The following is a 14,866-nucleotide window of genomic DNA, read 5'->3' as shown; positions in this document are numbered from 1 at the left end:
GTCACCGGTCCACCCCTCCCATGACGGGGTCGATCGAGGCGACCGCGACGATCACGTCGGCCACCATGGAGCCCTCGCACATCGCGGCCGTGGCCTGGAGGTTGTTGAAGGAAGGGTCGCGGAAGTGCACCCGGTACGGCCGGGTTCCCCCGTCGGAGACCACGTGGCAGCCCAGTTCGCCCTTGGCCGACTCGACGGCGACGTACGCCTGGCCGGGCGGCACGTGGAAGCCCTCGGTCACCAGCTTGAAGTGGTGGATCAGTGCCTCCATGGATTCGCCCATGATGTGCCGGATGTGGTCGAGCGAGTTGCCCATGCCGTCGCCGCCCAGGGCCAGCTGAGCGGGCCAGGCGATCTTCTTGTCCTCGACCATGACCGGTCCGGGCTTGAGCTTGTCGAGACACTGCTCGACGATCTTGAGCGATTCGGCGATCTCGTCCATGCGCAGCCGGTAACGCCCGTAGGCGTCGCTGGTGTCCCAGGTGCAGACCTCGAAGTCGTAGTTCTCGTATCCGCAGTACGGCTGCGCCTTGCGCAGGTCGTGCGGCAGGCCGGTGGACCGCAGGATCGGGCCGGTGATGCCGAGCGCCATGCACCCGGTCAGGTCCAGGTGCCCGACGCCCTCGGTGCGGCCCTTGAAGATCGCGTTCTCGTTGCAGAGCGCGGCGATGTCCTTCATCCGCTTGGGCATCAGCGCCAGGAACTCGCGCACCTTGTCCACCGCGCCGGGCGGCAGGTCCTGGGCCAGCCCGCCGGGCCGGATGTACGCGTGGTTCATCCGCAGGCCGGTGATCATCTCGAAGATGTCGAGCACCAGTTCCCGCTCGCGGAAACCGAAGATCATCACGGACAGCGCGCCCATCTCCATGCCGCCGGTGGCGATCGCCACCAGGTGCGAGGAGATCCGGTTGAGCTCCATCAGCATGACCCGCACGACGCTGGCGCGGTCCGGGACCTGCTCCTCGATGTCCAGCAGCTTCTCCACCGCGAGGCAGTAGGCCGCCTCCTGGAAGAACGGGGTCAGGTAGTCCATCCGCGTGACGAACGTCGTGCCCTGAGTCCAGTTGCGGTATTCGAGGTTCTTCTCGATGCCGGTGTGCAGGTAACCGATGCCGACGCGGGTCTCGGTGACCGTCTCGCCTTCGAGTTCGAGGATCAGCCGCAGCACCCCGTGCGTGGACGGGTGCTGCGGGCCCATGTTGACGACGATGCGCTCCTCGGGCGCCTCGCCGAGCGATTCGGCGATCTCGTCCCAGTCCCCGCCGTTGACGGTGAAGACCCGGCCGCCGTGCTCGTCTCCGGAGCCGTAGGGGTCGCCGTGCAGTTCCTCGGTCGTGGGCGGTGCGCCCGCGTCCGGCTTGGAGGCGTCTGACATGTCGCCGGCCGCCCTCTCCGCGTGAATGGTCACTGGTACGACCTCCGCTGGTCCGGCGCCGGGATCTGGGCGCCCTTGAACTCGACCGGGATGCCGCCGAGCGGATAGTCCTTGCGCTGCGGGTGCCCGGGCCAGTCGTCCGGCATCAGGATCCGGGTCAGCGACGGGTGGCCGTCGAAGACGATCCCGAACATGTCCCAGGTCTCGCGCTCGTGCCAGTCCACGGCCGGGTACACGCTGTACAGCGACGGCATGTGCGGGTCGCTGTCGGGACAGGTGGTCTCCAGGTGGATGCGCCGGTTGTGCGTGATCGACATCAGCGGCACCAGCACGTGCAGTTCGCGCCCGGTCTCGTACGGGAAGTGCACGCCGGACACGCCGAGGCACAGCTCGAATCTCAGCGCCGGGTCGTCGCGCAGCGTCCGTGCCACCTGCACCAGGTGTTCGCGCCGGACCTGGAAGGTGATCTGGCCGCGATGCACCACCACGCGCTCGATGGCGAGTTCGGGGGCCAAGCCCTGCTCGTCGAGCGCGCCGAAGAGCTCGTTCTCGATCTCGTCGAAGGCTCCGTACGAGTCCCCCGGGCCGTACGGCCGCGGGGACTGTCCAGGCAGTTCGATCCTGCGCTCCAGCCGGCCGTAGCCGGAGGTGTCGCCGCCACCGCTGCGGAAACCGGCGCCGCCGCTCGGGAACATGCCCTTGCGGACCGCGACGATCTCAGCCTCCTGCACGGCCAGCGGCTGCGGCTTCTCGACGGCCGCTTCTTCGCCGCTCACGCCAGCAGCCCCTTCATCTCGATGGTGGGCAGTGCCTTGAGCGCGGCCTGCTCCGCCGCGCGCGCCGCCTTCTCCCGGTCCACGCCCAGCGGCATGGCCTGGATCTCGGCGTGCAGCTTGATGATCGCGTCCATCAGCATCTCCGGCCGCGGCGGGCAGCCGGGCAGGTAGATGTCCACCGGCACGACGTGGTCGACGCCCTGCACGATCGCGTAGTTGTTGAACATCCCGCCGGAGGATGCGCACACGCCCATGGCGATCACCCACTTGGGGTTGGGCATCTGGTCGTAGATCTGGCGCAGCACCGGGGCCATCTTCTGGCTCACCCGGCCGGCCACGATCATCAGGTCGGCCTGACGCGGCGATGCCCGGAAGACCTCCATGCCGAAGCGGGCCAGGTCGTAGCGACCGGCCCCGGTGGCCATCATCTCGATCGCGCAGCAGGCCAGCCCGAAGGTGGCGGGCCACAGCGAGCCCTTGCGCATGTACCCGGCCAGTCCCTCCACCGTGGAGAGCATGAACCCGCTCGGGAGCTTCTCCTCTAGGCCCATCGCAGAACCTTTCAGTCCCAGTCCAGGCCGCCGCGCCGCCACACGTAGGCGTAAGCGACCAGGACGGTTAGGACGAACAGGACCATCTCCGCGAGCCCGAACCAGCCGAGCGCGTCGAAGGCGACGGCCCACGGGTAGAGGAAGACGATCTCGATGTCGAAGACGATGAAGAGCATCGCGGTCAGGTAGTACTTGACCGGGAACCGACCGCCGCCGACCGGCTGCGGGGTCGGCTCGATGCCGCACTCGTAGCTGTCGAGCTTGGCCCGGTTGTACCGTTTCGGACCGGTAAGCGAGCCGATGACCACCGAGAAGATCGCGAACGCCGCCGCGATCAGGCCCAGGGCCAGGATCGGCACGTACGTGTCCACGCGTGCCGCCACCTTTCCGCCGCTAGTCGTAGTCCGCCGGCGTCCTCGTCGACGGGTGGCAGCCGCCCCCTGACCGGCCCGCCTCGTGAAGCCGTTCACAAGCCGGGGGCGGAATCGGCCGTCGGTACTGCCGATCGACGGCAATCCTACGGCCTGGGCGATGTGATACTCGCCACGGGGCCCCCTTTAGGCGGCCCGTTGATCCGTAACCTAGCTCTTGCCTGGCCCCACGCGCTGTGTGATCTCAATCACGCCCAGGTCAGGGCGCATTTGGACAAGTCAGTTGGTCGTTGAGACAGGCTTGTGACGATCTTCACACGGGCCCGTGACACCGCCGTGGAACGTGTTCGCGAACGCGTGGACCGCCGGATGTAAGAGGCGAAAGTCCTCTCAGGATCCGGACGTCCGACTTGATTCGAAGCTCTACGTCAGGTAGAAGCCGATCACGGTGGGCGCTTGTGCACTCGCGCGCACGGCTGCTCACAAACGGCCGGGTGTCGTCGTCACAGCCAAGCCCGCGTGTCCCGCTCATGACGATCAGGGTGCACGCTTAGGGACGCCAGGCGGAGTTCTCATCGACGAGGACCCACATCAAGCAGCACGACTTCCGGTGGAGTAGCTGCCGACGTATCGGGCGAAGCGTTCGGCATCCCGCGCGGCTTCGGCATTGACCGACGGATAGTATTCGGCGATCTTTTCGGCCGGGACGCCGTCGCGCAACAAGGCGGCGACTTCCTCGCTCGGGACCCGAGTTCCAGTGATCACGGGTTGTCCACCCTGTGTCTCCGGGTCCAGTGAGACGTGGTCATATGGGTGCAGCAGGTGAGGAACGATCACGCCCGGACGCGGAGTAAAGGGCGCCATGATGTCCGCGAGGGTCGCGACTACCCGTTGACCAGGCGTCTTCAGCAGATCAGTGCCATGCTCGTCATCCTCGTACAAGACGATCGACTTGCCCTCCGCGACGAGACTGTATGCGGACAGGTGATCGATCTCACCTAGTTCACGGAGATTACCCACCGCGCGGCGCAGGGCTTGGAGCGAGAATTCTTCACGCAGCCGGGCGAACGCACGCAGCGCGAGTATGTCCCGAAACGAGTAGAGCGCACGAGGCTTTATTCCCAGCTCGGGGTGAAGAAAGGGGCCGGAGCCACGGTCCTGTCGCCAACTGCGGATCTGGCCCTGGTTGCACCGGACAGCGCTGCGGCCATTTGGGTCGAGTACGCCATGACGCTGCCTCCCTGGTTGTTCGTGGGCCGCCCGCTCGGATTGACGACTCTTCACTGCCGAGAACACGATCAATCCTAGCGGCCGGATCCGTCACAAGTCAGCCAGCCCACCCCGTCGGCAGCACCGCGTGTCGGTAGTGCTGGACAGCGCGCGGACCCTGCGGACTGGCACGCGGATGGCGTCCGGAGCGCGGCGCGCGGATCCACACCGCTATGCGCTGGGTGTGACCTTGCTCAGGCCGTTGATGATCCGGTCCATCACGTCGCCGCCGCGCGGGTCGGTCAGGTTCGCCAGCAGCTTGAGCGTGAACCGCATCAGCATCGCGTGGGACAGACCGCGCTGCGTGGCCACGCGCATGACCTTCGGATTGCCGATCAGGCCCACGAACAGCCGGCCGAGCGTGTAGTAACCGCCGTAGGTCTGGCTCAGCACCTTGGGATAGTCGGACAGTGCCAGTTCCCTGTCATAGGCGGTCCGGCGCGAATGGGCCTGCGCGATGACCTTCGCCGCGATCTCCCCGGACTCCATCGCGTACGCGATGCCCTCGCCGTTGAACGGGTTGACCATGCCGCCCGCGTCGCCGACCAGCAGCAGGCCGCGGGTGTAGTGCGGCTTGCGGTTGAAGCCCATCGGCAACGCCGCGCCGCGGATGGGGCCGGTGCGGTTCTCCTCGGTCAGCTCCCACTCCGGCGGGGTCGTGGCCAGCCAGCGGCGCATCATGTCGCGATAGTCCACGCTGCCGAACGCGGTCGAGGTGTTGAGGATGCCCAGGCCGATGTTGGACGTGCCGTCACCCATGCCGAAGATCCAGCCGTAACCGGGCAGCAGCAGGTCGGGGTGCTCGGCGTCCCGCAGCTCGAGCCAGGATTCAAGCCAGTCGTCGTTGTGCCGCGGGTTGCGGTAATAAGCCCGGTACGCCACGCCCATCGGCCGGTCGTCCCTCTTGTGCAGGCCCATCGCGATGGACAGCCGCGTGGAGTTGCCGTCCGCGGCGACGACGATCGGCGCGCGGAACACCGTCTCCCGCTTCTGCGAACCGAGCTTCGCGGTCACCCCGACGATCCGCGAGGTGCGCTCGTCCCGGATCGGGCCGGTGACGTTGCACTGCTCCAGCAGCCGCGCTCCGGCCTTCTGCGCCTGGCGGGCCAGCAGTTCGTCGAAGTCCGAGCGCGGGCGTACCAGACCGTAGTTCGGGTGCGAGGCCAGCTCCGGCCACTCCAGCTCCAGGCGCCGGCCCCCGCCGATGATGCGCAGGCCCTTGTTGTGCAGCCAACCGGCTTCCGGCGAGGTGTCGATGCCCATGCGGATCAACTGGGTGACCGCGCGCGGGGTCAGGCCGTCGCCGCAGATCTTCTCGCGCGGGAACTCGGTCTTCTCCAGCAACAGCACATCGAGCCCGGTCTGGGCGAGGTGGTAGGCCGTGGCCGCTCCGGCCGGCCCGGCGCCGACGACGATCGCGTCGGCGTTGTTCTCGGAGGCGGCGCGGTCCTGCGCGGCGGCGTGTTCAGTCGGCACGGAAGCAGTCTAGACAGAGCCGGTGACGCGATGGCGCGCACCGGCCCGTCTGCGATCAGCGGAGAACGCGCGATGATCAGTCGATACCCGGCCCACCGGAGTGCGGTACACCGTCGGCGGCGGTGTTGTCGTGAGCAGCGTGGATCTTGCCTGCCGGTCCCTGCGCGTAGGCGGTGAGGAGATTGAGCGTCGCGGTGCGTACGAAGGCACGACCGGCCTCGTTCAGGTGCGATGCGCAGCGATTGCCGAGCGCGCACACCCAGCGCATGGTGCCCGCATCGAAGACCCCTGCGCCGGAGGACGTCGTGTAATACGCCGACTCCTGATAACCGCTGTGACCGTCGCACGTCAGCGGAGAGTGGCTGAGCACCTCGATCGGGTGCGGCGTGGTCGGGATGTCGACGACGCGGTCGTACTCGGGTCCGACCAGACCGGGGAAGCGTGTGCCCTTGCTCACACCCGTCCCGGCGAAGATCCAGTTCGCCGGGTCGTAGACGACATACGGCGCGTCGACCGGGTTGCACTGGTAGTACGCGCCGGTCAGGACGTTCTCAGGGCGCGGGTCGGGTCCGTCCCGCCAGTCTTGCGTGGTCTGCGTCTTGTCCGTCGAGAACATCGGATCGGAGGCGGCGTCCTTGTAGCAGATGATCAGGCGATCCGCTCCGACCCGGGTCGAGCCCCAGCGGACGTGCCGGAAGATCGCGTTCGCGCCGAGGAACGCGAGGTTCGTCCCCGCGCCGCGCGCCGCGGTGAGGGTTTGGCGCATTGCGGCCGAGTAGTACTCGTCGTGCCCGTCGGTGACGATCGCGGCGGCGTGTGCGAACAGGGCGGGATCGGTCTCCAGTTCGAGATCGGTCGCGTAGGCGACCGGCAGGTCGTGTTCCTCGGCGAAGGTCACCAGCCCCTGGTCGAAGGGGAAGAAGAGGCCGTCGCCCGCCTCCTCGTCCGGATCGAGGTAGGGCCGGTCGAAGGAGACGGCGCGCGCGCGGTCCCCGGAGCCGGTCAGCCCGTGGTAGAGCGAGTAACCGCCCCAGGCGTTGTACGCCTGCCAGGTCGTGATTCCCGCGACGAGGACGATCTTCCCGGCCGTATCCGTGGAGCGCACGGTGAGCGGTACGTATCGCTGACCGTGACCGTTCGAGGCGACGAGTTTGATCAAGTAATCGCCGGGCGGCCATGACGCGGTGGAGACGGTCAGCGATGGCGACCACTCACACTCGACGGTGTGTGTGGATGGCGTGATGCTCTGCGCGGTCTGTAGCTTGCCGGGAGTGCTCGAGGACTGCCAGATCTGGCGTCCGTTCGTGCCCCTGTAGTAACCGATGCGGTACGCGGTCGCGGTGAACGCGGGCGCAGTGGTGGAGACGAAGAGCTTGAAAGACTGGCCCGGCGTCACCGATGCCTGGTCCGTGTAGCCCTGGATGGCGTTCTGCGGGCCGACAGCACCGGCCGGGATGTTCCAGGCCGTCGTGCCGGGCTTGGCGTTCTCCGCCGCGACGTCGCTCAGGCTGGGCGACGGCGAGGCGGCGGCCGTCGCGTTGCCCCCGGCCGAGCCCGCCGTGGCAGGAGCGCCGCCGGCGCCGCTGCACGCGGTCGCCGCGGTCAGGGCCAGCCCGAGCCCGGCCGCGGACGCGAGTGCCCGCAGCAGTCCCCGGCGAGTCCCGGGGCGGTCGGTGTGACACTCTTCCGAGTGACGCTGGAAAGACACCGCCTGCGTCCTACTTTCTTTCGAAGGTGCCAGGATAGGTCCATGAGCAGAGCCTTCCTGGACAAGGAACCGCACGAAGTCGCCGCGATGTTCGACGGTGTGGCGGACCGGTACGACCTGACGAACGACGTGCTGTCGATGGGTCAGACGCGCGCTTGGCGGCAAGCGGTGGCAGCGGCGGTCGACGCGCATCCGGGCGAGCGAGTCCTCGATCTCGCTGCCGGGACCGGCACCTCGTCGATTCCGTTCCAGCAGGCCGGGGCGTCCGTGGTGGCCTGTGATTTCTCCCTCGGCATGCTGGGGGTCGGCCGGCAGCGCAATCCGCAGACGGCCTTCATCGCCGGCGACGCGCTGCGGCTGCCGTTCCGCGACGGCGCCTTCGACGCGGTGACGATCTCCTTCGGGCTGCGCAACATCACCGACACGACGGCCGCGCTGCGCGAACTGCGCCGGGTGACCAAGCCGGGCGGGCGCCTGGTGGTGTGCGAGTTCTCACATCCGACCAACGGGCCGTTGCGCACGGTTTACATCGAGTACCTGATGCGGGCACTCCCGGCGATCGCGCAGCGGGTCGCGTCGAATCCGGATGCGTACATCTACCTCGCCGAATCGATCCGCGCCTGGCCCGACCAGAAGGGGCTCGGGACGCTCATCCGCGCTTCCGGGTGGTCAGGTGTGGCCTGGCGCAACCTGACCGGCGGCATCGTCGCCCTGCACCGCGCCCGCGCCTGACCCGAGCATCGGCCCTAATCGGACGAGCCGGGCATTGCGCGGTGCACGATCGTGCCGCCGAGCACGGTCGCGAGGCAGCGGTGCGTCTTGGCGGCTGCGGCGTCCAGCAGTGCCGAGTAGACCTGGCGCGGGTCGGCGCCCGCCACGGCTTCGAGCGCCGGAACCTCGAACACCGCGAGGTCCGCGCGGGCGCCCTCCTCGAGCCGCCCGACGTCCGACAGGCTCATGGCCGCCGCGCCGCCGAGCGTGGCGGCCTCGACGATCCGCCGGTCGAGGTCCGGTTCGGTGTAGCCCTGCACCAGCGCGAGATCCCGCAGCGTCGCGGCCTCCTCCAGCAGGTCGAGACTCGGGCTGGAGGCCAGGGAGTCGGTGCCGATCGCGAACGGCGAGCCCTCGGCCAGGTATTCGGCGACCGGCGGCTCGCCGGCCTGGAGGATGCGGTTCGACCTGACGCACAACGCCGCGTAGACGCCCCTGGCGCGAAGCACGTCACGGTCCGCCGCATCGCAGTGCACGCAGTGCGCCGCGTGCACGTCGGGGCCGAGAGCGCCGATCTTGTCGAGGTACCCGACCGGACTCAGGCCGCTGCCTCCGTCGCGGATCAGCTCCATCGCCTTGCCGAAGCGCAGCATGTCCTGCGCGAACGGACCGCCGCCGGTGGCCACGTACTGAACCTCGGCCGGGGACTCGGCCACATGCGTGTGGGTGCGCAGCCCGCGTTCGCGGGCGATGGCGAGACAGTCCACGAAGACCGAGGTCGAGATCGTGTAAGGGGTGTGCGGCGACAGCCCGAGGGTGCGACCGGACGGTGCGGCGTCCAGCGCGGCCAGCATGCGGGCGCGGCCGGAGTCCGACCAGCTGCGCGCGTCCTCGAAGACCGCCTCCAGGTAGGAGATCCCGGCGATCGCGCTGCGGGCGGTCGGACCGAGAACCGCGGGCTCGGTGACGATGTCGGCCACGGCCGTGGTGCCGCTGCGGAACATCAGGTGCAGCCCGCGGCGGGCGGATTCCTGCCATAGCGCGTCGTCGAAGGTGGAGCGCTTGGCGACCATGTGGCCCAGCCACACCGGGAAGGGCTCGCCGAGCGCGTTGAGCTCCTCGAAGTCCGTGTACTGAAGGTGCGCGTGCGCGTTGACCAGCCCGGGGGTCAGCATGCCCGTCCAGACCCGCTCCCGCGCGCCGGGATGCTGCGCGGCGAGCCGCCCGCGCGGGCCGACGGCCGCGATCCGGTCACCGTCCACCAGCACGGCGCCGTCCACGATCGGCTCACGGGTGACGGGAACGACGACGGGCGCACTGTGCAGTGTCAGCATGCGATGAGCCTATTGGATCGGGCGGGGTCCGGCCGAGCCCCTTCGGGAAGGGCCGCCCCCATCGTGACACGGGGTCTCAGCGGTCCGGTAAACGTACAGGTGAGCGGCGCCGAAGAGGCCGTATCTGCGGTACCGGGGCGTCTCGACGAGAGTCCAGCCGACGTCGCGTTGCGGCGAAGCGGCGACCACGTAGCACTGCTGATGGTTCGAAAGGAAGGCGTCCCGCCGGTAGATGCCGAACTCCGCATCGGCGGCGGGGCTCTCGCCCATCCCGGTCGTCGAGTGCCAGCCGGCCCAGTCCAGGCCCGCGTCGACATATCCGGCGGAGGCCGAACCGCGGTCGACGATATGCTGCGCCGCGTTCCAGACCGCACTGTCGAAAACCAGTGTGCTTATGGTGATCAGCAGCGCGGTACCGGCCATGAGGGCGCCCGCTGCCGCTGATACGGCCACGCGCACCAGTCGCGGCCGGATCGCTTCCAGGCCGATCGCTTCCAGGCCGATCGGGTCGAGCAGCGCGAGGGCGACAGCCGGCAGCGCAAGCGGAAGCATGTAGCGATCGAACAGAGCAGTGCCCTGGCCCACTTCCATGGCGGAACCCAGCAACGTCAGCAGCGCGAACAAGCTGACCTCGACACGCAGCCCGCGGACGCGCTCGACCGCCAAGCCGGCAAGCAGCGCCCCGGAGACGCAGGCCAGGACGATGAGCAGGTCCCAGGCGAGGTGAGGGAAGATCCGCGGGCGGCTTCCGAGGTACGCGCTCGCGTAAGCGCCGGTGCGGTCGACGTAATTGCCGAGGAACGGCGGGTTGGCGAGAGCCGATGCGACGCAGCCGCACAACGCCAGCAGTGCGGCCACTCGGGCGGGTCGCGACCAGCGCAGCGGCCGCGACCCGAGCAATACGGCCGGGCTGACGCCGAGTGAGATCGTCAGCCACGCCTCGCCGGCCTGCGCGGTGACCAGCCGTGTGGTCAGGATGCTGTTCGCGAACGGCGGCGCACCGCCACCGGGAACGCCGCGCCGCCACAGTTCGAACGCGCCGAGGCCGGCCATCAGTGCCACGCCGACGGCCAGGATGCGGGTGAGACCCAGCGCGCGGCGCGTCTCGGGCCGAAGGAGGGCGGCGGCAAGCACGGCCGCCGGCGCGGCCAGGGCCTGCTCGCGGATCGTCGCGCCCCACAGGCCGACCAGGCAGGCCGCGTACAGCCGGCACGGCGAGCAGAGATCGAGCGCCCTGCGGCCGAAGGCCAGCGTCAGGGTGATGGCGGCGAAGGCTGGGATATCGGTGTGGAACGAGGTGGCGAGCAATCCGAACGACGGCCACAGCGCGATGACGAGCGTGCCGAGGCCGGCGCGGCGGCTGCCGAGCATAGGCCGCAGCACGTCGTATCCCGCAAGCAGCCCGACGATCGCGAGCGCGGCGACAAAGCACTGCTGAACGGTGACGGACGCGCCCAGCGGACCGAGCGGGATGAACATCCCGACCAGCCCCATCTTGTTCCAGTTGAACAATCGGACGTGCCCGGTACGAGCGAAGACCTGCGCGGCGCGGCTGTACGACCAGCCGTCATTGTGCGGAATCGAGATGCCGCCGGTCGCCACGGCCGCCACGATCGCAACGACGACGCCGAGGAGGACCGCGGCGGCCGGCAGGAGAGCAGCGCTCCCGGACCGGCTGGAGCCGGTCGGCGCGGTCGCGGAACCTCCAGACCGCAGCGCCCGGGGATCAGGAATCCGTGCGCGACCGACCGATACGCTCACCCGCGCATCCTAATCAGGATTCAGCGGGGCCCGACCGAACGACACGGCTCCTCCAGCGAACCGAAACCTTGTGCGGCGCCCGCCCGCCAGGCGGTCCGGCCGGCGGGCCGGTCGCGGCGACTCGCGATGTCTCCCGGCGCCGGTCAGCCGACCTCGACCAGCGGAAGCGCCGTGGAGGCGATGTGTGAGCGCACCTGGTCGTCGACGGGGTCGTCGGCCGGGTCGGTGTGCACGACCAGGTGGTTGTAGAGCGTGTCGCGCTGCGCGGGGACGCGTCCGGCGGTGCGAATGAGGTTGATCAGTTCCATGCGGTTGGAGCGGTGCCGCGCGCCGGCCGAGGAGACCACGTTCTCCTCCAGCATCACCGAACCGAGGTCGTCCGCGCCGTAGTGCAACGTCAACTGCCCGGCCTCCTTGCCGACCGTCAGCCAGGAGCCCTGGATGTGCGCGACGTTGTGCAGGAACAGCCGGGCGATCGCGATCATCCGGATGTACTCGATCGTGGTGGCCTGAGTGCGGCCCTTGAGATGGTTGTTCTCCGGCTGGTAGGTGTAGGGGATGAAGGCGCGGAAACCGCCGGTGCGGTCCTGCACCTCGCGGATCATCGCGATGTGCCGGATCCGCTCCGTGTTGGTCTCACCGGTGCCCATCAGCATGGTCGAGGTGGACTCCAGGCCGAGGCGGTGCGCGCTCTCCATGATCTCCAGCCAGCGCTCGCCGGACTCCTTGAGCGGGGCGATGACGTTGCGCGGCCGCGCGGGCAGCAGTTCCGCGCCCGCGCCGGCGAAGGAGTCCAGGCCGGCCGTCTTGAGCCGGGCGATCGCCTCCTCGATGCCCACGCCGGAGACCTTGGCCATGTGCTGCACCTCGGACGCGCCGAGCGAATGGATCACCAGCTGCGGGTACTGGGCCTTGATGGCGCGGAACGCGGTCTCGTAGTACTCGACGCCGTAGTCCGGGTGATGGCCGCCCTGGAACATGATCTGGGTGCCGCCGAGCTGCACCGTCTCGCCGCAGCGGCGCAGGATCTCGTCGAGGTCGCGGGACCAGCCCTTCTCCGACTTGGGCGGGGCGTAGAACGCGCAGAACTTGCACGCCGTGACGCACACGTTGGTGTAGTTGATATTCCGCTCGATGATGTACGTCGCGATGTCCGCGGTGCCGGCGAAGCGCTTGCGGCGCGCGGCGTCGGCCGCGCGGCCGAGCGCGTGCAGCGGGGCGTGCCGGTAGAGCTCCAGGGCCTCCTGCTCGCTGATCCGGCCGCCGTCGGCGGCGCGGTCGAGGGCGTCCTGCAGTTCGGTGCCGAGCGAAACCATCTGTTCCCTACCGACCTTCCGGGTCGAATCCCCCTCGTCGAACTCAGCCTGGAGCGCGGCGCCGGTCACCGTGGCGGGCACCCGGCGCGAAGCGGCGCGAAGCCCATGGCCGCCCCGAGCCCCGGCTGAATTCGAAGAGCGTTCAATGCCGTCCCCAGCCTACGCGGCCGTGGCGTCCGGGTCGTCGGCGAGCAGGTCGATGCGCACCCGCGGGTCCACCCCGATCTGCGCGGCGACCCGGCTGGCGAACTCCCGCACGCCGGCCAGCTGCCGCGGGCCCAGGGAGAAGTCGAGCGTGGTGAAGTAACGCTCCAGGGTCGCCGCGTCGAACGCCTCCCAGCGGGTCGCCTGCGCGGCGACCTTGTCGACCTCGGCCATCGCCAGGTCCCGGGAGCGTAGAAAGGCCCGGTGCACCTCGCGGGTGAGCGCGGGCTGGCGGGCGAGGAAGTCGCGGCGCACCGCCCACACGGCGAAGACCATCGGCAGACCCGTCCAGTCCTTCCACGCCTCGCCCAGGTCGAGCACGCGCAGGCCGAGCCGCGGCGCCTCGTGCAGGGACGCGCGCAGCGCCGCGTCCCCGATCAGGACCCCGGCGGCGGCCTCCTGCATCATCTGGGCCAGGTCCGGCGGGCAGGTGTAGTAGGCGGGCTCGACGTTGTAGCACTCGCGCAGCACCAGCCGGGCGAGTTGCACCGTCGTGCGCGAGGTCGAGCCGAGGGCGACGCGCTCGCCGTCGAGGTCGGGCAGCGGCAGCTGTGAGACGAGGTTGCACGACATCACCGGTCCGTCGGAACCGACGGCGACGTCAGGCAGCACGACCAGGTCGTCCGCATGGCGGAGGTACTCGACCAGGGAGATGGGGCCGATGTCGAGCCGGCCGTCGACCAGTTGCTCGGAGAGCCGCTCCGGGGTGTCCTTGATCAGGTCCAAATCGAGCAGGGCGCCCGAACGTACGAGGCCCCAGTAGATGGGTACGCAGTTGAGGAACTGGATGTGTCCGACTCGCGGTTTGTCCACGCTCAGCACACTACGCCGCCGACCGCGAGCGGCCGCGATCGGGACGCCAAGGTGATGCACCGTCAGCAATCACCCGCACGGAACGCACACTGCGCGACAATCCGGTCACTCTTCGTCCTCGAAGGATGCCGCGTCGTCGAACTTCCTGCCCAGCCGCTGCGTGCGGGCGACGATCCCGGCGGACATGGCGTCGCGCTGCTTGGACAGCACGATGAACGACGCGGCGCTGGAGAGCAGCAGGGATACCGCGAGCAGGGTGAGCCGGGACAGCTGGGAGCCGAGGTCCATGTGGAAGACCACTGCGATACCCCACACCACCACGAGCGCGGCCAGGAAGAGCGCCAGCCGCAGCGTGGTGTACCGGAGCACCGCGTGGCGGGTCTCGAGCGCGGGCTGGCGCTGCGTGGCCTCGGGGAGCGGGGGCGACTTGTCCGCCGTGGCGGCGTTCGCGGCGCGCGCCGTGGCTGTGGCTGTGGCCTGCTTCTCGCCGACTCGCTCGCTCATGATCGCAACCCCTAGTGATACCGCTGCCCTGGCGGGCGCAACCTTTTTTCGCGCGACGATTTCACGGTACCCCACGCCCGCCGGGCGCCGATCCCCAGGTGTCGGACGCGGGAGACACCTTCCCGCTCGGTTCATTCGCGCAGAGGAAGCACCATGTAGATCCGGTCCCGGTAGTCATCGGCGCTCAGCCGCAACGCCCCGGGCAGGCGGCCGAATTCGACATACCCGCACTTCTTGTAGAAGGCGTCGTTGCCGGTGCCGCCGCGCAGGTCCAGGGTGATCATCTCCAGGCCCATCGCGCGCGCCACCCGTTCCACCTCGGCCATCAGTGACAGACCGTAACCGCGCCCCTGGAAGTCCGGATGGACCATCACCCGCTTGACCGTGCGCCAGTGGTCGGTGAGCCGGAACAGGTGGCCCGAGAGGGTGGCCACCGCCGCCAGCCGCCCGCCGTCCGCCGCGCCCGCTGCGGCGGCCCCCGTCTCGCGCCCGATGATCAACCGGTCCTGGCCGCTTTCGACGGCCGCGTAGAGCCTTTCCGCGTCCGGCCGCACGTCCTCCGTCGTGACCGGCGGCACGAAACCCACCGCGCCGCCGGCGTTGGACACCTCGGTCCAGCAGGCGAGGATCTGCGCCCGCAGCGTCTCGGTCAGCTCGGGGTCGACCGCGAATTCCAGCGTCATGCGTCAAGTATGCA

At 69.2% G+C, this 14,866-nt stretch carries 14 protein-coding genes; 1 reads left to right on the top strand and 13 read right to left on the bottom strand.

All coding sequences use genetic code 11. The annotated features are described in order from the left end of the window. Position 1 precedes the first annotated feature (1 nt). The 7 genes from KGA66_RS04040 to KGA66_RS04010 form a co-directional block, all read right to left on the bottom strand. On the bottom strand, positions 2-1,375 hold the full coding sequence (locus KGA66_RS04040; protein WP_211464588.1) for an NADH-quinone oxidoreductase subunit D: 1,374 nt from the start codon (positions 1,373-1,375) through the stop codon (positions 2-4). Between the two features lie 29 nt (positions 1,376-1,404). Next, the gene (locus tag KGA66_RS04035) at positions 1,405-2,151 is read right to left on the bottom strand and encodes an NADH-quinone oxidoreductase subunit C (protein ID WP_211464587.1); all 747 of its coding nucleotides are present in this window, start codon (positions 2,149-2,151) and stop codon (positions 1,405-1,407) included. After that, positions 2,148-2,702, bottom strand: a complete 555-nt coding sequence (locus KGA66_RS04030; RefSeq protein WP_211464586.1) for a NuoB/complex I 20 kDa subunit family protein — start codon at positions 2,700-2,702, stop codon at positions 2,148-2,150. Before KGA66_RS04030 ends, KGA66_RS04035 begins: the two co-directional genes overlap by 4 nt. Before the next feature lie 11 nt (positions 2,703-2,713). Beyond that, positions 2,714-3,073, bottom strand: a complete 360-nt coding sequence (locus KGA66_RS04025; RefSeq protein WP_211464585.1) for an NADH-quinone oxidoreductase subunit A — start codon at positions 3,071-3,073, stop codon at positions 2,714-2,716. 591 nt (positions 3,074-3,664) lie between these two features. After that, a complete protein-coding gene (locus tag KGA66_RS31385; RefSeq protein WP_211464583.1) occupies positions 3,665-4,369 on the bottom strand; it encodes a DUF433 domain-containing protein in 705 nt (234 codons plus the stop codon). Between the two features lie 144 nt (positions 4,370-4,513). Beyond that, positions 4,514-5,818 (bottom strand): geranylgeranyl reductase family protein, encoded by a 1,305-nt coding sequence (locus tag KGA66_RS04015; protein ID WP_211464582.1) that lies wholly within the window; start codon positions 5,816-5,818, stop codon positions 4,514-4,516. 76 nt (positions 5,819-5,894) lie between these two features. Next, positions 5,895-7,526: a N,N-dimethylformamidase beta subunit family domain-containing protein gene (locus KGA66_RS04010; RefSeq protein ID WP_211464580.1), complete on the bottom strand. Its 1,632-nt coding sequence runs from the start codon at positions 7,524-7,526 to the stop codon at positions 5,895-5,897. A gap of 42 nt (positions 7,527-7,568) precedes the next feature. Here KGA66_RS04010 and KGA66_RS04005 point away from each other — a divergent pair, with 42 nt between their 5' ends. After that, a complete protein-coding gene (locus KGA66_RS04005) occupies positions 7,569-8,258 on the top strand; it encodes a demethylmenaquinone methyltransferase (RefSeq protein ID WP_211464578.1) in 690 nt (229 codons plus the stop codon). A 14-nt stretch (positions 8,259-8,272) separates the two neighbouring features. Here KGA66_RS04005 and KGA66_RS04000 read toward each other — a convergent pair whose 3' ends face one another. The 6 genes from KGA66_RS04000 to KGA66_RS03975 all read right to left on the bottom strand — a co-directional run bounded on the left by KGA66_RS04000 (position 8,273) and on the right by KGA66_RS03975 (position 14,852). Then, on the bottom strand, positions 8,273-9,571 hold the full coding sequence (locus tag KGA66_RS04000) for an amidohydrolase family protein (protein ID WP_211464576.1): 1,299 nt from the start codon (positions 9,569-9,571) through the stop codon (positions 8,273-8,275). Between the two features lie 9 nt (positions 9,572-9,580). After that, the gene (locus KGA66_RS03995) at positions 9,581-11,332 is read right to left on the bottom strand and encodes a glycosyltransferase family 39 protein (RefSeq protein WP_211464574.1); all 1,752 of its coding nucleotides are present in this window, start codon (positions 11,330-11,332) and stop codon (positions 9,581-9,583) included. Between the two features lie 143 nt (positions 11,333-11,475). Next, the gene (gene mqnC, locus KGA66_RS03990) at positions 11,476-12,648 is read right to left on the bottom strand and encodes a cyclic dehypoxanthinyl futalosine synthase (protein ID WP_211464662.1); all 1,173 of its coding nucleotides are present in this window, start codon (positions 12,646-12,648) and stop codon (positions 11,476-11,478) included. Between the two features lie 159 nt (positions 12,649-12,807). Beyond that, positions 12,808-13,665 (bottom strand): menaquinone biosynthetic enzyme MqnA/MqnD family protein, encoded by an 858-nt coding sequence (locus tag KGA66_RS03985; RefSeq protein ID WP_312886737.1) that lies wholly within the window; start codon positions 13,663-13,665, stop codon positions 12,808-12,810. A gap of 105 nt (positions 13,666-13,770) precedes the next feature. After that, positions 13,771-14,169 (bottom strand): DUF4229 domain-containing protein, encoded by a 399-nt coding sequence (locus KGA66_RS03980; protein WP_211464572.1) that lies wholly within the window; start codon positions 14,167-14,169, stop codon positions 13,771-13,773. A gap of 131 nt (positions 14,170-14,300) precedes the next feature. Further along, positions 14,301-14,852, bottom strand: a complete 552-nt coding sequence (locus KGA66_RS03975; RefSeq protein ID WP_211464570.1) for a GNAT family N-acetyltransferase — start codon at positions 14,850-14,852, stop codon at positions 14,301-14,303. Positions 14,853-14,866: the final 14 nt, after the last annotated feature.

Origin of the sequence: Actinocrinis puniceicyclus (assembly GCF_018283645.1) — a bacterium.
Classification (GTDB): Bacteria; Actinomycetota; Actinomycetes; order Streptomycetales; family Catenulisporaceae; genus Actinocrinis; species Actinocrinis puniceicyclus.
Note: the sequence above shows the minus strand (reverse complement) of the source record. Positions and strands in the feature narration are given on the sequence as shown.